Consider the following 19,086-nt stretch of genomic DNA (forward strand, 5'->3'; position numbering starts at 1 on the left):
GATCAGGCGGCGACCAGGCGACGCGCTTCCGCGCTGGCGGCGCGGGCGCGCATCATCGCGATGCGGCTGGCATCCTCTTCGGCGGCGGAACGATACAGGTCGCGCTTGTTCTCCAGCCAGGCCAGTTCGAACGCCACCGCCAGCGCGATGCCCGCCTCGAAGTCGGCGCTTTCCACCGCCGCGCCGTCGAAGATGATCTTGCGCGTCTCGAACCGATCGAGGCGGATCTGCCGGATCTCGCGCAGCGCCGGCCCGGCTTCCACCGCGACCGAACCGCCGACCACCAGTTCCAGGTCATGGCGGCGGCAGGCCTCCGCTGCAGTCCGAACCGCATCGGTGATCGCCCGTTCGTTGACGGCGGTGCGGGGCAGCCCCTGCGACAGGGTGAAGTCGACCCGACCGAAGACGATCCCGTCCAGCCGCGCGGCGGCGATCGGCAGCATCGCGTCGAGCGAGGCGAGCGTGACGGCGGTTTCGAGGTTGAACAGGAACGACGTTCCGCGCGCATCGGCACCATAGACCTTGTCGCGCGCATCCGCGAACTTGGAGAGCGCATAGGGCGTCTCGACCATCGGCGCGATGATATAGTCGGTGCCGTACAGGCGGGAGGCGTGCAGGTCGCTCACCGCCTCGCATCCGCCGATCTTCAGCGCCACCTTCAGGTCCGCACGACGGGCAAGGTCCAGCAGGCGGAGCAGTTCGTCCGGGCGGGTGCCCTCGGCTTCGAACTCTGCCTTTACGGCGACGATGCCGTACGCGTCGCGGCCCTTTTTGAGCATGTCGAGCATGTGCGCTTCGGTGGGGTTCATCCCTGTCCTCGCTATGGTTTCCGGGTTGGCTTTGGCGGGAAGACGGGGCCGATCGGGCAATTCCGCAAACTATTTTGCGGCCTGCGGAATCGGGGGTGCGACTCCGTTTTTCGGCCATGCGACTGCTGATCCTTCTGTTCCTGCTGGTTCCCGGTGCCGGGGCTGCCCGGGATCGTGCGCTACCCCGCATCTCCTCCGGCTATGGGCCGCGGAGCGATCCGCTGCATGGTGGGCGCAGGTTTCACGACGGCATCGATCTGCCCGGTCCGATGGGCGCGCCGGTGTCGGCGGCTGCCGATGGTATCGTTCGCATCGCGCGCCAAGCGCCGGGCTATGGCCGGTGGATCGAGCTTGTCCATCCGGACGGCAGCACCACGCGCTATGCGCATCTCTCGCAGATTCTCGTGTATCGCGGTGTGCACGTCGCGCGCGGACAGGTGATCGGGGCGATGGGGTCGACCGGGCGTTCAACCGGCAGCCATTTGCACTTCGAGGTGCGGGTAGCGGGCGTCGCGGTCGATCCGCTCCGCTATCTGGGCGCGCCCTCGGCTGCTGCCGTGCCTGCTCCCGTTCCGGTGGAGCGGCTCGATCCCGCGCCGGCAACGGTTCCCTATCGCTCGCGCTTCGCCAGCGCGCGGGATGTTGCTCTCGCGGACGATCCGGCGGTCCTGCCGAGCGGCGACGTGGTGCTGCGGCATCTCCCGCGATGAGCGCTGATTTCCTTCCGACGCAACGGGATCGTCGCGCGATGGCGCGAGCCTCAGCCGATTGGGGGGCTTGGCAAGGGGCGGCTGGGGTGCTTTCCCCTGCGCGATGGAACCGGATTCGAAACCCGACGGGATCGCGCGCCTCCTCGTGGAGGAACGCGCGCGGCTCCTGCGTTTCCTGGCGGCACGCGGTGCTGGCGACGAGGCGGAAGACGTGTTGCACGAACTGTGGCAGCGCGTGGTCGCGACGCCGTCGCAGCCGCTCGCCGATCCGCTCGCCTATCTTTTCCGCGCGGCGGAAAATGTGATGCGGGATCGCAGCCGCAGCGCAATCAGCCGCGAACGCCGCCAGCAGGCGTGGCATGAAGCGAGCTTCGGCGCGCACGAGGAAGCGACAGGCGAGCGTGTGCTGATCGCGCGCCAGCGGCTGCGCGAAGCCGAAGCGGTGCTGGCGGCGCAGGGGCCGCGCGTGAGCACCGCCTTCCGCCGCTACCGCCTCGATGGGGTGGGGCAGGCGGTGATCGCGCGCGAACTTGGCGTCAGCGTCAGCTCGGTCGAGAAGGACCTGCAAAAGGCCTATCGCGCGCTGTCGCGGCTTCGCGAAAAATTCGATGCGGAATAGGCGGCAGGACTCCGTCTGGACAGGGATATGGGCATGAGCGCTGAATCGGACGATCTGCTTCGCGAGGACGCGCGCCTATGGGCGATTCGCGTGAGCGATCCCGCGTTCGCGGATTGGGACGCCTTTGCCGCGTGGCTGGAGCAGGATCCGGCGCACAACGCCGCCTATGAAGCGGCACTCGATGATCTCGAAGGCGTCGACGCGCTGTTCGACGTTCCGCCTGCCCCGCTGCCGTCTCCCGCACCGGCCTATGTGCCGCCGGCGCGCGTGCCGCGGCGCTGGCGGATGCCGGCAGCAGCGGCAGGCGTCGCGCTGCTTGCGGCGGGTGGCAGCTGGCTGGCGCTCGATCATCGCGCGCAGCAGGACTATGCCACGGCGCCTGGCGAGCGTCGCACCGTCGACCTTGCCGATGGCTCGCGGATCGTGCTCAACGGCGGCACGCGATTGACGTTCGATGCCGCCCGCCCGCGCGAAATCGCCATGCTCCAGGGCGAGGCGTTGTTCGAGGTACGCCATGATCAGGCCCGGCCGTTCGTGGTGACGACGAAGGACGGCGCGCGGCTGGTCGACGTCGGCACGGTGTTCAACGTCGTCAATCGCGACGGGGCGCTCGACGTGGCGGTTGCCGAGGGCGCGGTGGACTATCGCGGCAGCGGGGCAGTGATCCGGCTGGCCGCCGGTGACATGCTGACGCGCGCCTCCGCGACGGCCACTCCCGTCAAGCGGACGGTGGATCCGGGTGCTGTCGGCGGATGGCGCAGCGGCTTCCTGCAGTTTACCGACGCGCCGCTGCGCACCGTTGCGGAGGATCTTGCCCGCAATCTGGGGAAACCGGTCGTCATCGACGACGCGCTGGCCGCCCGGCGCTTTTCCGGCACGATCGTCCTCGATGGCGCGCCCGACGCCGTGATGGCGCGGGTGGCACCGCTGCTCGGTGCCCGGCTGGTGCGCGACGGCGAGGGATGGCGGATCACCCGGCCCGATGGTCCGCCCCGCTAGAATCGCAGCTCTGTCGAGCCTCGTCGTCGCCGCGCCCGCGGCGGCGCAGGAGCGCGTTATCGATATCGATATCCCGGCGACCACGGCGGGGGAGGCGGTCCGGATGCTCGGCCGCCAGGGCCGCGTCAGCGTCGGCATCCACGATGCAAGCCTGTTGCGGCTGCCGGTGGCGGGCGTGCGGGGCCGCTATCTGCCGCAGCAGGTTCTGGAGCGGCTGTTCGCAGGCGCGGCGGTGCGCGTGCGGCGGGTGGCCGAGGCGAGCTTTGTGGTCGAACGCGCCCCGGTCGGGCCCGGAAAGCCCCGGGTCATGCGGCCGCAACGCGCTGCCGCGCCGCCGGCCAAGCCGCCAGCCGCGGTGCAGGACGACGTCATCGTCGTCACTGCGACGAAGCGCGACGTGCCCTTGTCGGCCTATGCTGGCGGCGCCGAGATCCTCGATGGCGAACGCCTGTCGCTGGCGGAGGGCGCGCGCGGGACCGATGCGATCGAGGCGCGCGCCAGCAGCGTCACGTCCACCCATCTGGGCCCGGGACGCAACAAGCTGTTCATCCGCGGCATCGCCGATTCGAGCTTTGTCGGGCCCACCCAGGCGACCGTTGGGCAATATTGGGGGAACAGCCGGATCACCTATAGCGCGCCCGACCCCAGCCTGCGGCTCTATGATGTGAAGCGGATCGAGGTGCTGGAAGGGCCGCAGGGAACCCTCTATGGCGCCGGCTCGCTCGGCGGGGTGCTGCGGGTCGTCCCAAATGGTCCGGATCTCGGCATGATGGGCGGCCAGGCCTGGGGCGGCGTGCAGGCGATCCAGCACGGCGCGCCCGGCGGCGATGGCGGTGCGATCCTCAACCTGCCGATCGTCCAGGATCGGCTGGCGCTGCGCGTGCTCGGCTTCGGCGGGATCGATGGCGGCTATATCGACGATCGCCAGCGCCGGCTGCACGACGTCAACCGCGTGACCACGATCGGCGGCCGTGCAGCGCTGCGCTATGCGCCCGGCAGCGACTGGACGATCGACCTGACCACGCTCGCCCAGCGCATCCACGGCGACGACAGCCAATATGCCGATCGCGAGGGCGACGGCCTGTCGCGGGCCGGCAGCGTCGCGCAGCCCTATCACAATGCCTATTGGCTGGGCGAGATGGTCGTCAACAAGCGCTGGGGCAAGACCGTCTGGACCACCTCGTTCGGCTATGCCGACCAGCAGGTGTTCGAACAATTCGAAGGGCCGCGGTTGATCGACATCACCCGGCTCGACGTCCAGCCCTCCGTCGATGCGCAGCCCACGGTGTTTAGGCAGGACAACCATATTCGACTGCGCAGCGCCGAAACCCGGCTGGCGCGGCGCGGCATTGACGGCGCAGGCTGGCTGATCGGGCTCAGCCTGCTGCAGAATCGTGCCAGCGTGCGCCGCGACACGGGCGAGGCGCCCGTCCGCACGCTGCTTACCGGCGTGCGCAACGTCGCCAACGAAGCGACGCTCTACGGCGAGTATGGCATGACGCCCACCGCCCGCACCACGCTGACCCTCGGCGGCCGGGTAACGCAATCCTCGCTGACCGGTGAATCGCAGGACGTGCCGGAACCCGTCGCGCTGCGCATCGATCCGGAGGCGCGGGCGACGCGGCACGAAACCCGCTTGCTGCCCGCCGCCTCGCTCTCCTGGCGCCCCGCCGAGGGTGTTGTCGCCTTTGTGCGCTACCAGCAAGGCTTTCGCCCGGGCGGCATCGCCATTCGTCAGAACTTCGTCCAGCGCTTCCAGGGCGATCGCGTCGAAACCACCGAAATCGGCGCTCGGGTGGGGCGCCGCCGCTTCGATTTGGCGCTGACGCTGTCTTACACCCGCTGGCGGAACGTGCAGGCCGATCTGGTGGATGGTTTCGGCTATCCGACCACGGCGAACATCGGCGATGGCCGGATCCGCTCCGTCGGCTGGTCCGGCAAGTGGCGGCCGGTCGATGGCCTGGAACTTGATGCCGCGCTGTACCTCAACGACAGCCACATCACCCCTGCCTATTCGATCACACCGGCCACTTCGGTGACGCGGGTGTATGCGATCACGCCGGCCTATTCGGGCGTGCCCCTCGCCATCGAAGTCGGCCGCATCGATGAGACACGGCTACCCAATGTCGCCGACCGCAGCGGGCGGATCGGCATTGCCTATAGCCGGTTGCTGCGATCGGGGCAGCGGCTCGATCTGAACGGATTCGCCCGCTACATCGGCAAGTCGACGCTGGGGATCGGCACCATCCTCGGCATTCCCCAGGGCAACTATCTGGATACCGGACTTGAGCTGCGCGTGGGCAACGAGCGGCGGGGAATCAGCCTCGCCGCGACCAACCTGCTCGATTCCCGCGGGAATCGGTTCGCGCTTGGCTCGCCCTTCCTGGTGCGTCAGCAGAACCAGATCACGCCGCTCCAGCCGCGCAGCTTCCGGCTGGGCGTGGATGCGCATTTCTAGGCTCTCAGGCGCCAAGGGTCGGGCTTGTTGACCGGCAGCGTCCGTCAGCAAGGAACGCCGCGCAGCGGCCTTCTCGCAGCTTCGCCTTCGTTCGGCACTTCGGCGGCTTGTGCCGCAGCTACCCCGTGCCGTCGGTGCCGGTAAGCGCGAGCATCGCGAAGCTGGCGAGCCAGTGCTCGCCCATATAGTCTCCTGCCACCTCCCCGATCGCCGCCGCCAGGTGGCGGGCTGCTGCCTCGTCCAACGCGCGGGCCATGTCGCCCGAAGCCGATCGTGCCAGGCTGCGCATCGCCCAGGCGCGGCTCAGGTTGAGGCCGTCGAGATGCGCGATCTTGCCGTCGCTGCGATCGCTGACCTGGGCAGGCGTGAACAGCGCGGCGGGCTGGCCAGTGGCGAGATCGGGGAGGAACGCGGCGAACCACAATGCGAACACGTCTGGCGCTAGCAGCGCTTGCATCGCCAGTGCCTCGGTCAGCGTCGGCGACAGGAAGTCCTCGCCGCTCGGCTCCCAGGCCTGTGCGCCGCGGTCGTGCGAGAACCAGCGCGAGGCGGCGGCGCGAAGCGTAGCGCGGAACGCGTCATCGCCGGAGGCGCGGGCGTAGCGCTCGGCCAGCACCAGCGCGAAAGCGGTGTTGGAATGGAAGCCAGCGCGCACCGGGTAATGCAGCTTGGGCAGGAATTCCTCGAAGCGCGCGATGAACGCGTCGGCCAGCGGTTGCAGGGTCTGCGCGTGCGGGCTGTGGGCAACGATCAGCTCGCTGGCCAGCATCAACGTCCAGGCCCAGCCATAGGGGCGCTCGAAGCTGCGGGCGCTGGGGCGATCGAGATAGGCACGTTCTGCCTCGACCTTTGCGGGCGTGAAGGCGCGGGCGAAGAGGGCATCGATGGCGGCTGCTTCCGCAAGCTCGGGAAACAGGCGCCGTACGCGGGCGAGCAGCCAATAGCCATGGACGCAGCTGTGCCAATCGAAGCTGCCGTAGAAGATGGGGTGGACGAGATGCGGGATATAGGCATCCGCATCCCCGTCCATCACATGGTCTGCCTTGTGCGGATATTCACGCTCGACATGGCCGAGCGCGATGCGGGCGAAGCTGGCGGCGAGATCGGGGGTCATTTCGGGCTTCCGGGAAAGGCGAGCAGCGTCAGCGCCGCGATATTGAAGACGAGCAGCAGCAGCGCGGTCGGTGCCTGCACGCGGATCACTGCGAACCGATCGCGCAGCTCCAGCGCGGCGACGGGGACGATGTTGAAATTCGCCGCCATCGGCGTGAGCAGCGTGCCGCAGAAGCCGGACAGCATGCCAAGCGCCGCCACCGCGGCGGGATCGCCGTGCAGCTGGTGGATGAGGATCGGCACGCCGATGCCCAGTGTCATGATCGGGAAGGCGGCAAAGGCGTTGCCCATCACCAAAGTGAACAGCGCCATGCCCAGGCAATAGACCAGGGTCGCGACGAAGTGCGTATCGACTGCGACCAGCCCGAGCACACCATTCGCCACCACCTTACCGACGCCGGCCAGCGCAAAGATACCGCCCAGCGCCGCCAGCATCTGCGGCAGGACCATCGGCCAGCCGATTCCGTCGACCAGTCGGCGCGCTTCGGTGGCGGTAGTGCCGCGCGGCGGGCGGGTGAGGAGCAGCGCAAGCGCGAGGGCGACCGTGGCCCCGGCGGCGAGGGCGCCGAGCGTCACCTGCTTGGGGTCGACCAGCGCAATGCCCGCCAGCCGCCCTTGGGGAAGGGCAACCGTGCCGCCGAGCGTGACCAGCGGCAGCGCTAGTGCCGGCAGGAACAGTCGGGCACCCCAGCGCCGAGCGAGTGTCGCGCGAATTGTGTCGTCGGTGGTGGTAACGGGCCCTGGCTTGAGCCCCAGCGTCGCCAGTGCAACCATCGCCAGCACGAGACAGCCATTGACCAGGTCGGGCAGCCACGGGCCCACGCCGAGCGTCGTGGCAAAGGCGCCCCAAAAGGCGGCATTCCGCCAATGCCGCGGCGATCGCGTGTCGCACGCGTGGTGCAGCGCGACCGCGCCGGGGAGCGTGGCAGCGGCGATGCCGATCGCGTCGAGGCCGATCACCGCGACATCCTGCCGTCGAGTAGCAGCAGCCGGGCACCGTGGATCAGCAGCGCCGCGAGTGCCGTGGGGATCGCCCATATCGCCACTTCCAGCGGCGCAACGCTCACCCCCTCCTGCTGCAGGATCGCCCGGATCAGCAGGATCGAGCCGACCGCGATGAACACATCCTCGCCGAAGAACAGTGCGATATTGTCGACCGCGGCGGCATGCGCGCGCAGGCGCTGGCGGGTGTCGTCGTCGAGCGAGGCATCGGCATCGCGTTCGGCCGCGCCCTCGACCATCGGCGCGACGATCGGGCGCACCATCTGCACATGCCCGCCCAGTGCGGTCAGGCCGAGCGCGGCCGCGGCCTGCCGCAGCAGGAAATAGCCGAGCAGCACGCGCCCGGCGGTCGCCCGTCGCAGCCGCTGCACGACCGCGCGCGCCTGCTCGCGCAGCCCGGCGCGTTCGAGCAACCCGATCGCCGGCAGCGCCAGCCAGGCGACGGCGAGGAAGCGCGCGTCGACAAAGGCTTTTCCGATCAGCGCGATGACGGCGATCGGGCCGTACCCGGCCGCCGCCGCGCTGGCGAACGCCGCGGCGGTGACGACCAGCAGCGGATGGATGCGCAACGCGAAGCCGAGAATGATGATGACGATGCCTGAGAGGACCAGCATCGCCGCGCTCCTACAGGGTCGCGGCGGCGCGGGCCGCCTGGTTGTACTGGCCGGAGAGGCGGCGGAGCAGCCCGGCGGCCTGGGCCAGCGCCGCGGCATCCGGGCCGTCGACGGCGATAGGCTCGGCAAGCACCGTCTCCCGGATTGCCCGATAGGCAGCGCAGAAATCCACGCCTGCTTCCGTGGCGGCGATCAGCTTTTCTTTGCCCGCGCGCCGCGTCGTGACCAGCCCGGCCTTTTCCAGCTTGCGGATGGCATAGGTGACAAGGTGCGTGTCTTCGACGTCGAGGACCAGTGCGATGTCGGCAAGCCGCTTGGGGCGGTCGCGATGGCGGACGGTATGAAGGATCAGCACCTCCAGCGGCGCCAGCGCAACCCCCGCGGCGGCGGCACAGCGGGCGATCCAGCGCTGATAGGCGGTGGCGGCAAGGGTGAGGCTGAACTCCAGCTCCGACAAGGCAGGCGATGCACCATCCGCGAGATGCGCCGACGACACGATCGCTTTGGCTCCTCCCCGTTCCGACATCCTGCACCTCCCACTGCAGAAGGAAGGTTGCGCTATACAAGCGAAGTGTCAACATTTATGCTGCGATTCACCGATAAATTATAAGTGAGGATCCGCGGCATGAGCGGTTGGCGTTTCTGGATCGATCGCGGGGGTACCTTTACCGATATCGTTGCCCGGGCGCCGAACGGGACCTTGTCGACCGCCAAGCTGCTCAGCGAAAATCCAGAACGCTATGTGGATGCCGCGATTGCCGGGATTCGACAGATCCTGGGGCTGGGGGCGGACGATCCCTGGCCGGCGGGCGTCATCGACGAAGTGAAGATGGGCACCACTGTCGCCACCAATGCGCTGCTGGAGCGCAAGGGGGCCCGGACGCTGCTGGTGGTCGATCGCGGCTTTGCCGACCTGCTGACGATTGGCAACCAGACGCGGCCCGCGCTGTTCGATCTCGCCATTCGCCCGGCGCTGCCGCTCCACGATGGCGTCCTGGAGACCGGGGGGCGGGTCGACCGTGCGGGCCAGACGGTCGTGCCGCTCGACGAAGATGCCGTGCTTGCCGATCTGCGGGCGGCGCGGACCGCCGGCCATGAAGCCGTGGCAATCGCGCTTACGCATGCCTGGGCGCATCCTGCGACGGAGGCTCGGATCGCCGAGTTGGCCCGCGCCGCGGGCTTTGAGCAGGTCTCCGCCAGCCATGCCGTCAGCCCCCTGATCGGGCTGGTTGCGCGGGGGCGGACCAGCGTCGTCGACGCCTATCTCTCCCCGGTCCTGCGCCGGTACGTCGATCGGGTCGCGGGTGCGCTGGGCAGCACGCCGCTCCACTTCATGCAGTCCAATGGCGGGCTTGCCGATGCCGCGCATTTCCAGGGCAAGGATGCGATCCTGTCCGGCCCGGCCGGCGGCGTCGTCGCCGCGGCGCGCACGGCCGAGCGGGCCGGGTTCGGCCGGGTGATCGGCTTCGATATGGGCGGTACCTCCACCGACGTCGCACTCTATGCCGGCAGCTTCGAGCGGGTGTTCGACGCGGAAGTGGCGGGCGTCGAGATGCGCGTGCCGATGATGGCGATTGAAACGGTGGCGGCCGGTGGTGGGTCGATCCTGCACTTCGACGGCGCGCGCTACCGCGTCGGGCCGGACAGCGCCGGCGCCAATCCGGGCCCGGCCGCCTATCGACGCGGCGGCCCCCTGACCGTGACCGACGCGAACGTACTGGTCGGCAAGATCCGGCCCGAGCATTTCCCTGCCGTGTTCGGTCCCGTCGGGGACCAGCCGCTCGACCGGGACGCCGTGGCGCGGGGCTTTGCCACGCTGGCCGAGCGGATTGCGGCGGCAACAGGCGCGCCGCAGGACCCCCGCGCAGTGGCGGAAGGCTTCCTCTCGGTCGCTGTCGCCAACATGGCGGCGGCGATCAAGCGCGTCGCCCTGGAGCGCGGCGAGGATGTCGCCGGCTTCGTGCTGCAATGTTTCGGCGGCGCGGGCGGACAGCATGCCTGTCGTGTCGCCGAGGTGCTGGGGATGCGGCAGGTGCTGATCCATCCGCTGGCAGGGGTGCTATCCGCCTATGGCATGGGGTTGGCGGACCGCGCGGCGCTGCGCCAACGCTCGGTCGAGCAGCACTTAAGCCCGGCCGTCGTGGCGGATCTCGACGCTCTTGCTGCGACGCTGGGCGATGAAGCGGCCGGAGACTTGGGCCGCGATGCAGCGGTTCGCAACACCGCCACGGCGCAGTTGCGCTACGCCGGCACCGATACGTCGCTTGGCGTGCCTTTGGGCGACGCGGCAGCGATGCGGGCGGCGTTCGAGGATGCGCATCAGGCGCGGTTCGGCTTCGCCACGCCCGATCGAGCGATCGTGGTCGAGAGCCTTATGGTAGAGGCGGTGTTGCCCGGCGAAACCGTCGCGCCGCCGCCGCTGCCGCCGCGCGACGGGCCGCTCCCGGCGCCCTTGGCGGTCGTGCCGGTTTGGACGGGTGGTGCCGAGCATGCGGTGCCGGTGCTCGATCGGGCGGCGCTGCGCCCCGGCGACCGTCTGGAAGGTCCGGTGCTGATCCGCGAGGCGACCGCAACGACGATGGTGGAGCCGGGCTGGGTGCTCGGCGTGCGTGACGGCGGTGAACTGGTGCTGGACCATGCAGGCGCCGGCGCGCGCGTCGAGGCCGATCCGGCGATCGCCGATCCGGTGCAGCTGGAGCTGTTCAACACGCAGTTCATGGGCATCGCCGAACGGATGGGCGTGGTGCTGCGCAACACCTCGAGCAGCGTCAACATGAAGGAGCGACTGGATTTCTCCTGCGCGTTGTTCGACGCCGAGGGGCGGTTGGTGGCCAATGCGCCGCACGTCCCCGTGCATCTCGGCGCGATGGGTGACAGCGTTCGCGCGGTGCTGGCGCGGCGCGGGGCAAGTCTCAAGCCGGGCGATGCCATCGCGCTCAACGATCCTTTCCATGGCGGCACGCACCTTCCCGACGTGACCGTCATCACCCCGGTGTTCGACGGCGGGGAGCTCCGCTTCTTCGTCGCCAATCGCGGGCACCATGCCGATATCGGCGGCCTCACGCCCGGATCGACCCCGCCGGAATCGGCGCGGCTCGCCGAGGAAGGCGTGGTGATCGACGATTTCCTGCTCGTCGATGGTGGCGTGTTCCAGGAGGCGGCGTTCCGTCGTCTGCTGACCGAGGCCGAATGGCCGGCCCGCAACCCGGACGTCAACGTCGCCGACATCAAGGCGCAGCTGGCCGCCAATGCCAGCGGCGTGGCCGAACTGCAGGCGCTGGTCGCCGCCCGGGGCTGGCCGATGGTCCACGCCTATATGGGCCATGTCATGGCCAATGCCGAGGAGAGCATCCGCCGCGTCGTTGCGGGTTTGCGCGACGGTGTGTTCGAGGACCGGCTGGACAGCGGTGCGCCGCTCAGGGTGGCGGTGACGGTCGACCAAGTAGCGCGCACGGCGGTGATCGACTTCACCGGCACCGGTCTTGCGAGCGCTGGCAATTTCAACGCGCCGCCGTCGGTAACGCGGGCGGTGGTGCTCTATGCGTTTCGCTGCCTGGCAGGCGAGGCGATCCCGCTCAACGAAGGCTGCCTGGCACCCTTGCGCATCGTCGTCCCCGAAGGTTCGTTCCTCGCGCCGCCGCCGGGCAGTGCGGTGGTCGCCGGCAATACGGAGGTCAGCCAGGCGCTGTGCAATGTGCTGCTCGGCGCGCTGGGAGCAGTGGCGGCGTCGCAGGGGACGATGAACAACTTTCTGTTCGGCAATGATCGTCACCAATATTACGAGACGATCTGCGGCGGGGCAGGGGCGGGCCCTGGCTTTGACGGGGCCTCGGCGGTCCACACGCACATGACCAACACCCGGATCACCGATCCCGAGATCCTGGAGCTGCGCTATCCGGTGCGGCTCGACCGCTTCGCCGTCCGGCGCGGATCGGGCGGGGCGGGGCGGTGGCCAGGCGGCGACGGCGCGGTTCGCGCGATGACGATGCTCGAGCCGATGACCGTGACGCTGGTCGCCTCACGCAGGACGGTGGCACCGTTCGGGCTCGCCGGCGGAAACTGCGGTCAGCATGGGACACAATGGATCCAGCGTGCGACCGGGCGGGTAGAGCCGATCGGCGGTGCCGCGCGCGCTGAGCTGGAGAAGGGCGATCGGATCGTCATCGAAACCCCCGGCGGGGGCGGGTATGGCGTGCGCCGTCAATCCTAGCGCGAAAACCACCTGGTGGCGAACCTCCGGCTGTTCGCGCCTGATTCCAGCGCCTCTGCTTGCGCAATCGCCAGGTGTTCCCTTTAGGCGGGAATCGATTCCTGCCGAATGCGTAGATGCGCTGTTTATGGAAGAACCGCCGGAGCCTCGAGAGTGAACCGCGCCGGGTTTGTCGGAGGCTTCGTGGTTCAAGGTACGCGGCCAGGGCACTTCGTCGAGCATGGCGTAGTATCGCTCCTCGGCTTCGGCAGGCGGGGTTTTGCCGATGGGCTCCAGCAGCCGAGGTCTGGCTATCGGTGACCAGCCCTGTTGGTGGCCGGTGTCCCCTCCTCCCAGATCAGCCCAACGCGCCTGTGTTACCTGTAACGACCTGTTGGTGTGCCGCCATGCCGACCCCCGTGCGCGAGCGAGGTCAGAAGCAGCGCGACGCGTTCCGGGGCGCCGGACTGCGACCGATCCAGATATCCTGTCCGGTGATCTCAAGGGTGCGCGCGCACGCCTTGCCGCGCGGGCGCCTCTCCCCTCCGCGCAGTTCAGCGGGAATTGGCGGGAAGGGACCGATGGGGTTCTCGGCCAAGGTGCCGACAGCCTTCGGCTGCGATATGCCGCATTGCGGACGATGGACGGACAGATGACGCTCAACATCGGCCGCGTTAGCGGCCAGGGCGAGGATGCCGCCGGACTGCGGATCAAACTCGCTGTCACCAATCTCCTCAACACCCGCCCGCACGTCGCCGCCGATGGCGGTGCGCTGCCCTTTGCCCTGGATCCCAGGATACTCGATCCTGTCGGTCGCACGGTGCAGTTGTCGCTGCGGAAGCGGTTCTGAGGCGGGACAGGTTGGCTGACCATCGCCCTGCATTGTGCCGTATCGTCTTCCCCAATGTCATCGAGCTGGAGCGGACGAAATTTCTGACACTGCCCCCATGGGCAAGAGGCTCGTCGCTAGAGCGTTTTCACCTTGGGCGAAGACGCTCTAAGTTCTTGATTGCCGCATTTTCCGAGTCAATGACCGTGAACGGTCAACTTGAAAATGCTTTAATTGTCGCCGCCTTCAATCCGGCAGCGGCCCTTCGCTGAATTGGCCGAGAAGCCACACTCTAAAGGCGCGCATCGCATGGCTTGGCGTGCGTGACTTCAGGCGCGTCAGCCAATAGCTGTCCGAGCGCACCTCGATCGGGAAGGGCCGCACCAAATGGCCCATCTCGATCTCGCGACGAAACAGGGCGGGTGGCGCCAGCGCTACACCGGCCCCCTGCATTGCGGCCTGGACCATGATCAGGGACGAATCGAACAGCGGGCCGCGGATCGCGCTGACCTCGATGCCAGCAGCCTGAAACCATGCCGGCCAATCCTGGGGGCGATAGGATCGCAGCAGCGGCATGCGAAGCAGGTCGGCGGGCTCCCGCAGGTTGGCTGCTGCCGATGGGCCGCATAGGGGCGATAACGGGGCAGTGCAGATCCGGTCCGCCTCGACGCCGTGCCAGGCACCGTCCCCGAAGCGGATCGCATAATCCAGGCCCTCCGCGACCAAGTCGACCTTGTTGTTATTGGTGAGCAGGCGGAGGTCGATGCCCGGATGCATCGCTCTGAACACCGGCAAGCGTTCGAGCAGCGCCCCGACGACGAACGTACCCACGGCGCTGACGGTCAATACCTCCTGCACGCCGCCATTCTCGAACCGCTCGAACAGGCGATCGATGGCGCCAAAGGCCTCGAACAGTGTCGGCGCCAGGGCGAGCCCTTCATCGGTGAGCTTCAAACCCCGATTGGATCGACGAAAAACGGCTACACCCAGCCGATTTTCCAACGCCTTGATCTGGTGACTGATGGCGGCCTGTGTGACGCACAGTTCGTCTGCCGCCCGGGTGAAGGACAGGTGCCGCGCGGCCGCCTCGAAGGCGCGCAATGCGTTCAGTGGTATGGGTGCACGCGCCATTCATCCCTCAATTTTCTAATGGCAAAACTGAGATATCGTCCTTTGCTGGCGCAGGCCGTCTCCGTCAAACTCGCAACATCGCTTATGACGAGGTTGCTCCCATGAAGCCCACGCGACGCGTTTTTTCGTTTGGTTTGCCCGCGCTGGTTTGCTGGCCTGGGCTCGCGCGATCGGCTGTTTCCGATCCGATCGCACAGTATGAGCGGGTGACGGGCGGTCGGATTGGCGTCTATGCGGTCAACGTCAAGACGGGCGCGAAGCTGACATGGCGCGCCGACGAACGCTTCATCATGTGCAGCTCCTACAAAGCCTCCCTGGCGGCCTTCGTGCTGTCACGCGTTGATCGCGGAGAGGAGAAGCTGGACGCCGCGATACGCTACGGGGTCCGGGACACGAAGGATCTGTGGGGCCCCGTCTCCAAGGCCAACCTGACAAAGGGCGCCATGACCGTCGAGGCGATGTGCAAGGCTGCGGTGGAGATAAGCGACGGTGTTTGTGCCAATTTGCTGTTGGCCCGTTCTGGCGGTCCGGCCGCGCTCACCGCATTCCTGCGGTCGATCGGAGACGGGATAACCCGCGTCGACCACTACGAACCGCAGCTCGATCGCGTGCCTTCGGGTGGGCCATGGGATTCGACGACTCCCGCCGCGATGGCCGCCACCTTGCAGAAGATGGTCCTTGGCGATGTTCTGTCCGCACGGTCGAAGGCGCTACTGACTCAATGGCTTATCGGCAATCAGACCAACCCCCGCCTGCGCGGCGGCCTGCCGAGAAGTTGGTTGATCGGGAACAAGACCGGCCATAGCGGGCGCGACATGGCCGGCGACATCGCCGTTGCATGGCCTCGGCCCGATACGCCAATCGTGATTGCGGTGTATACGCGCGAGGGAAGACCGACGGAAAAGCAGTTCGACGAGGTGTTTGGCGGCATTGGCCGATTGGTCGCTTCCACGCTCGTCTGAAAAGGGCAAACCGTCCGGTGACAGCCGCAGGGCCAGTTGGCACATCGTGTGCCGACCAACTCAGGCCGTTCACTAATGGTGCTTCGAACGGCAGGCTTTGCCAAAAGCGTCGTGAGCGCCAACGCTGACGAAGCTCGTGAAACCAGCTGCCAGCAAGCCTTCCTGAGATGGCTGCTTGGCGCTGAACGGACCTTGGGCGCTGAGTAGCCCAACTCTCGCATCGTTACGGCGTGGTTTGACACACCTCATTTTGCGGCTATAGCAAACGCGAATCAGTCGCAATATCAAGTAAGGGGGACCACGTGACCTATCCAATCGCCCGCCTCGCTGGGGCGGCGAGCCTGTTCGCCTACCTGTCTGCTGCGCCGGCGCTCGCACAGGCGCAGCAGACCCCTGTCGCCGGGGAGCAGGACGGCAAGCCCGATCCCGCCACCATCACCGTCACCGCGACGCGCCTCGCCACCGACACGCAGAAGGTGCCTGCGACCGTGACGGTCGTCACCGACGAGAAGATGGCCGACCAGCTGGTCAACGACGTGAAGGATCTGGTGCGGTTCGAACCCGGCGTGAGCGTGCCGCGCCAGCCGGCCCGCTTCGGCGCGGCATTGGGCACCACCGGCCGTGCGGGGAATGAGGGGTTCGTCGTGCGCGGTATCGGCGGCAACCGCGTGCTGATCCAGGTGGACGGCGTGCGCGTGCCCGACGGCTTCACCTTCGGCGCGCAGAGCGTCGGGCGCGGCGATTATGTCGATCTCGGCCTCGTCAAATCGGTGGAGATCCTGCGCGGGCCGGCCTCGGCGCTCTATGGCAGCGACGGTCTGGCGGGCGCGATCAGCTTCACCACCGCCGATCCCGGCGATTTCCTGACCCGCGGCAAGTCGGTGGGCGGGCTGGGGCGCGCCGGCTACCAGTCGTCCGATCAGGAATGGAGCGAAACCGGCATCCTTGCCGGGCGCAGCGGCTCCTGGTCGGCGATGCTCGCCTATACCCGCCGCGACTTCGCCGAGCTGGAGAATCAGGGCAGCGTCGGCGGCAGCGGCATGTCGCGCACCAAGGCCAATCCGCAGGACGGCGAAGCGAATGCGGTGCTTGGCCGCATCGTCTATGAGCCCGGCACCGGCCACAAGTTGCGCCTGACCGGCGAATATCTGGACAACCATCTCGATAGCAACGTGCTGACCAGCGTCAGTGCGAGTGTCGCCGGCACCACCGCCAGTGACAGCACCAAGCGCAAGCGCGCGGCGTTCGACTGGACCTGGGCCGGACAGGGTGCGATCCAGCGCACCCGCCTCAGCCTCTACTGGCAGCAGGCCGAGGACAGCCAGTTCGCCGCCGAGGGCCGCACGACGCTTGCCGACCGCACCCGGCTGAACACCTTCGACAATCGCGTGTTCGGCGGATCGGGCGAGATCATCTTCGGCTATGAAACCGGCGCGCTCCGCCACCGTCTCATCATCGGGGCAGACGCCAGCCGCACCCGGCAGGAGGGGATCCGCGACGGCACCGTGCCGCCGGCGGGCGAGACCTATCCCACCCGCGCCTTCCCGATCACCGATTTCACGCTGGCCGGCCTGTTTGTCTCGGACGAGATCAGCCTCGGCCCGGTGACGCTGTTCCCGGCGCTGCGCTTCGACCATTATGCGCTCGATCCGAAAAAGGATGCCGCGCTGCCGGCGTTCAACTCGGCCAGCCAGAGCGGCTCGCGTGTCTCGCCGAAGATCGGCGCGACGCTCGCGCTGAGCCCGGACGTGAGCCTGTTCGCCAACTATGCGCAGGGATTCAAGGCGCCCGAGCCGAGCCAGGTGAACCAGTTCTTCCAGAACCTCGCCTTCGGCTATCGCTCCGAGCCCAATCCGAACCTCAAGCCCGAGACCAGCCGCAGCGTCGAAGGCGGCATCCGCTTCGGCGGCGGCGGCGTGCGCATGCAGCTGACCGGCTTCCATGCCGATTACGATAACTTCATCTCGCAGGAAGTGGTGGGCGGCGCGTTCACGCCCGCAAACCCGGCGGTCTACCAGTTCATCAACCTCGACGAGGCGCGGGTGAACGGCATCGAGGGGCGGGTGGATGCCCAGCTCGGCCGCGGCTTCAGCGCGAACCTGGCCTTCGCCTATGCCGATGGTGACGTCATCCGGCAGGGCGTGAAGTCTTCGCTGTCGACGGTCGATCCGGCGAAGATCGTCGGCGGGCTCGGCTATCGCGCACCGGACGGGGGCTTTGGCGGCCAGCTGACCGTGACCCACAGCACCCGCAAGGAAGCGAGCGCCACGACGGGCGTGTGCACCGCCGCCTGTTATCGGCCCGACGCCTTCACCATTGTCGACGCCACCGCCTTTGTGCGGCTGACCCAGGGGCTCACGCTGCGGGCGGGCATCTTCAACCTGTTCGACGCCAAATATGCCTGGTGGAACGACGTGCGCGGCCTCGCCGCCAGCTCGACGATCACCGACGCCTACACCCAGCCGGGACGCAACGGCAGCGTCTCGATCAGCTACCGCTTCTGAACATCGGAGGGCACATCATGAAGTTTCGACGTTTCGGCCTGCTGGCCCTCGGCCTCGCGGCCATGGTGCCGGTGCTTCCTGCGGCAGCGGACGGCCCGCTCAAACCGCGCAGCGCCGCCGAGGAACAGGCATCCTTCGACGCTGACCGGCACGACATCCTCGCCATGGCCGGCACCTTCAAGGTGCGCTTCGACATGCAGGAATCGACCGCGTGGCGCGCCGACTATTCCCCGATCGACCGCTCGGTCTCCGGCGGCAACGAAGTGGTGCGGGTGATCGAGGACACCGGCCGGAAGATCGTTCTCCAGCACCTGCTGGTGGTCGAGCAGGACGGCAAGACCATGGTGATCAAGCACTGGCGCCAGGACTGGGAGTATGAACCCGCCCGCGTGCTCGTCTATGCCGGTCCGAACGCTTGGAAGTGGGAAGCGGTGCCCGAGGCGATGCGGCGCGGCCGCTGGTCGCAGACCGTGTACCAGGTCGACGACAGCCCGCGCTATGGCAGCTGGGGCCAGTGGACCACCGAAGCCGGGGTGCGGCGCTGGCGTTCCGGCTGGACCTGGCGCCCGCTCGCCCGGCGCGACGCGGTGCGCGGACCGGTCTATGACCGCTATCTCGGCATCAACCGCCACCAGCCGACGCCGACCGGCTGGATCCACTGGCAGGACAACACCAAGATGGGCGTGATCGACGGCAAGCTGCAGCCGGTTGTCCAGGAATATGTGCTGAACAGCTACACCCGCTTCGACGGCTATGACGTCAAGGCGGCGGACGCCTATTGGGCGGCGACCAAGGACTATTGGGCGGCGATCCGCGCGGAATGGGATCGCATCGCCAACGCCAAGAACGGGCTCAGGATCACGGAGGCGGCGCAGGCGGGCACGGTGATCGCCAGCCGGCTGCTCGAGATCGCCGACGAGGTGCAGGCCGGCAAGAGGAAGGAAGCCGACGCGATCGCGCTGGCGAAGACGCTTATGGATCAGGCGACCAGGGCCGCCTGATCCTGCGCGCGGGCCGGGGAGTTCGAAGGCCACCGGCCCGCGCGCGAAGGGACAGGGTGCGTTCAGTATTTGCCTCGACCCCAAATCGATGTGGAAGGCGGTAGAATGAGCCCGGTCCGCTTGCTGTCGTCTGGCACGCGATCCCG

16 protein-coding genes are annotated in these 19,086 nt (G+C 68.0%); 10 read left to right on the forward strand and 6 right to left on the reverse strand.

Annotated elements, in window-relative coordinates; genetic code table 11:
- Positions 1-2: 2 nt before the first annotated feature.
- Entirely contained in the window at positions 3-809 is an 807-nt protein-coding gene (locus tag SAZ01S_RS00380) for an aldolase/citrate lyase family protein (RefSeq protein ID WP_245824447.1), read from the reverse strand.
- A gap of 95 nt (positions 810-904) precedes the next feature.
- Between SAZ01S_RS00380 and SAZ01S_RS00385 the strand changes: the two genes are divergently transcribed.
- The 4 genes from SAZ01S_RS00385 to SAZ01S_RS00400 all read left to right on the forward strand — a co-directional run bounded on the left by SAZ01S_RS00385 (position 905) and on the right by SAZ01S_RS00400 (position 5,595).
- Complete coding sequence (locus tag SAZ01S_RS00385; RefSeq protein ID WP_218017988.1) at positions 905-1,519, forward strand: M23 family metallopeptidase; 615 nt, start codon at positions 905-907, stop codon at positions 1,517-1,519.
- Positions 1,520-1,622: 103 nt separating this feature from the next.
- On the forward strand, positions 1,623-2,138 hold the full coding sequence (locus SAZ01S_RS00390; RefSeq protein ID WP_084578934.1) for an RNA polymerase sigma factor: 516 nt from the start codon (positions 1,623-1,625) through the stop codon (positions 2,136-2,138).
- Positions 2,139-2,171: 33 nt separating this feature from the next.
- Positions 2,172-3,137 carry a FecR family protein gene (locus SAZ01S_RS00395; protein ID WP_245824449.1) on the forward strand — a complete coding sequence of 322 codons (966 nt, stop codon included), beginning with the start codon at positions 2,172-2,174 and terminating at the stop codon, positions 3,135-3,137.
- The gene (locus SAZ01S_RS00400) at positions 3,121-5,595 is read left to right on the forward strand and encodes a TonB-dependent receptor (RefSeq protein WP_084578936.1); all 2,475 of its coding nucleotides are present in this window, start codon (positions 3,121-3,123) and stop codon (positions 5,593-5,595) included. Before SAZ01S_RS00395 ends, SAZ01S_RS00400 begins: the two co-directional genes overlap by 17 nt.
- A 118-nt stretch (positions 5,596-5,713) precedes the next feature.
- Here SAZ01S_RS00400 and SAZ01S_RS00405 read toward each other — a convergent pair whose 3' ends face one another.
- Genes SAZ01S_RS00405 through SAZ01S_RS00420 form a run of 4 tightly spaced genes read right to left on the reverse strand, consistent with a single transcriptional unit; the run spans position 5,714 to position 8,850 of the window.
- Positions 5,714-6,709 (reverse strand): DUF2891 domain-containing protein, encoded by a 996-nt coding sequence (locus tag SAZ01S_RS00405; protein ID WP_084578938.1) that lies wholly within the window; start codon positions 6,707-6,709, stop codon positions 5,714-5,716.
- The gene (locus SAZ01S_RS00410; RefSeq protein WP_084578940.1) at positions 6,706-7,668 is read right to left on the reverse strand and encodes a 5-oxoproline transporter, DUF979 family subunit; all 963 of its coding nucleotides are present in this window, start codon (positions 7,666-7,668) and stop codon (positions 6,706-6,708) included. The genes SAZ01S_RS00405 and SAZ01S_RS00410 overlap by 4 nt, the downstream gene beginning before the upstream one ends.
- Positions 7,665-8,324: a 5-oxoproline transporter, DUF969 family subunit gene (locus tag SAZ01S_RS00415; RefSeq protein WP_084578942.1), complete on the reverse strand. Its 660-nt coding sequence runs from the start codon at positions 8,322-8,324 to the stop codon at positions 7,665-7,667. Before SAZ01S_RS00415 ends, SAZ01S_RS00410 begins: the two co-directional genes overlap by 4 nt.
- 10 nt (positions 8,325-8,334) lie before the next feature.
- Entirely contained in the window at positions 8,335-8,850 is a 516-nt protein-coding gene (locus SAZ01S_RS00420; protein WP_084578943.1) for a winged helix DNA-binding protein, read from the reverse strand.
- A gap of 99 nt (positions 8,851-8,949) precedes the next feature.
- Here SAZ01S_RS00420 and SAZ01S_RS00425 point away from each other — a divergent pair, with 99 nt between their 5' ends.
- The 3 genes from SAZ01S_RS00425 to SAZ01S_RS23465 all read left to right on the forward strand — a co-directional run bounded on the left by SAZ01S_RS00425 (position 8,950) and on the right by SAZ01S_RS23465 (position 13,614).
- Positions 8,950-12,534 carry a hydantoinase B/oxoprolinase family protein gene (locus SAZ01S_RS00425; RefSeq protein WP_084578945.1) on the forward strand — a complete coding sequence of 1,195 codons (3,585 nt, stop codon included), beginning with the start codon at positions 8,950-8,952 and terminating at the stop codon, positions 12,532-12,534.
- 631 nt (positions 12,535-13,165) lie between these two features.
- A complete protein-coding gene (locus SAZ01S_RS00430; protein ID WP_084578947.1) occupies positions 13,166-13,363 on the forward strand; it encodes a hypothetical protein in 198 nt (65 codons plus the stop codon).
- An 11-nt stretch (positions 13,364-13,374) separates the two neighbouring features.
- Positions 13,375-13,614 carry a hypothetical protein gene (locus SAZ01S_RS23465; protein WP_139809852.1) on the forward strand — a complete coding sequence of 80 codons (240 nt, stop codon included), beginning with the start codon at positions 13,375-13,377 and terminating at the stop codon, positions 13,612-13,614.
- On the opposite strand, the gene SAZ01S_RS00435 is transcribed toward SAZ01S_RS23465, so the two are convergent.
- Positions 13,589-14,473 (reverse strand): LysR family transcriptional regulator, encoded by an 885-nt coding sequence (locus SAZ01S_RS00435; RefSeq protein ID WP_084578948.1) that lies wholly within the window; start codon positions 14,471-14,473, stop codon positions 13,589-13,591. The genes SAZ01S_RS23465 and SAZ01S_RS00435 overlap by 26 nt on opposite strands.
- Positions 14,474-14,574: 101 nt before the next feature.
- On the opposite strand from SAZ01S_RS00435, the gene bla reads away from it, so the two are divergent.
- The 3 genes from bla to SAZ01S_RS00450 all read left to right on the forward strand — a co-directional run bounded on the left by bla (position 14,575) and on the right by SAZ01S_RS00450 (position 18,940).
- Positions 14,575-15,435, forward strand: a complete 861-nt coding sequence (gene bla / locus SAZ01S_RS00440; protein WP_084578950.1) for a class A beta-lactamase — start codon at positions 14,575-14,577, stop codon at positions 15,433-15,435.
- Between the two features lie 302 nt (positions 15,436-15,737).
- Positions 15,738-17,939, forward strand: a complete 2,202-nt coding sequence (locus tag SAZ01S_RS00445; protein ID WP_084578952.1) for a TonB-dependent hemoglobin/transferrin/lactoferrin family receptor — start codon at positions 15,738-15,740, stop codon at positions 17,937-17,939.
- A 17-nt stretch (positions 17,940-17,956) separates the two neighbouring features.
- On the forward strand, positions 17,957-18,940 hold the full coding sequence (locus SAZ01S_RS00450) for a DUF6607 family protein (RefSeq protein ID WP_084578954.1): 984 nt from the start codon (positions 17,957-17,959) through the stop codon (positions 18,938-18,940).
- Positions 18,941-19,086 lie beyond the last annotated feature (146 nt).

The organism is Sphingomonas azotifigens NBRC 15497, assembly GCF_002091475.1.
In the GTDB taxonomy this organism is placed as follows: domain Bacteria; phylum Pseudomonadota; class Alphaproteobacteria; order Sphingomonadales; family Sphingomonadaceae; genus Sphingomonas; species Sphingomonas azotifigens.

Excerpts from the sequence above, each read along its gene's own strand:
- SAZ01S_RS00380 (WP_245824447.1), bottom strand. The coding sequence starts at position 809 with ATGAACCCCACCGAAGCGCACATGCTCGACATGCTCAAAAAGGGCCGC.
- SAZ01S_RS00435 (WP_084578948.1), bottom strand. The coding sequence starts at position 14,473 with ATGGCGCGTGCACCCATACCACTGAACGCATTGCGCGCCTTCGAGGCG.
- SAZ01S_RS00390 (WP_084578934.1), top strand. The coding sequence starts at position 1,623 with ATGGAACCGGATTCGAAACCCGACGGGATCGCGCGCCTCCTCGTGGAG.
- SAZ01S_RS00425 (WP_084578945.1), top strand. The coding sequence starts at position 8,950 with ATGAGCGGTTGGCGTTTCTGGATCGATCGCGGGGGTACCTTTACCGAT.
- SAZ01S_RS00420 (WP_084578943.1), bottom strand. The coding sequence starts at position 8,850 with ATGTCGGAACGGGGAGGAGCCAAAGCGATCGTGTCGTCGGCGCATCTC.
- SAZ01S_RS00430 (WP_084578947.1), top strand. The coding sequence starts at position 13,166 with ATGACGCTCAACATCGGCCGCGTTAGCGGCCAGGGCGAGGATGCCGCC.
- SAZ01S_RS00450 (WP_084578954.1), top strand. The coding sequence starts at position 17,957 with ATGAAGTTTCGACGTTTCGGCCTGCTGGCCCTCGGCCTCGCGGCCATG.
- SAZ01S_RS00395 (WP_245824449.1), top strand. The coding sequence starts at position 2,172 with ATGAGCGCTGAATCGGACGATCTGCTTCGCGAGGACGCGCGCCTATGG.
- SAZ01S_RS00400 (WP_084578936.1), top strand. The coding sequence starts at position 3,121 with ATGGTCCGCCCCGCTAGAATCGCAGCTCTGTCGAGCCTCGTCGTCGCC.
- SAZ01S_RS00405 (WP_084578938.1), bottom strand. The coding sequence starts at position 6,709 with ATGACCCCCGATCTCGCCGCCAGCTTCGCCCGCATCGCGCTCGGCCAT.
- bla (WP_084578950.1), top strand. The coding sequence starts at position 14,575 with ATGAAGCCCACGCGACGCGTTTTTTCGTTTGGTTTGCCCGCGCTGGTT.
- SAZ01S_RS00415 (WP_084578942.1), bottom strand. The coding sequence starts at position 8,324 with ATGCTGGTCCTCTCAGGCATCGTCATCATCATTCTCGGCTTCGCGTTG.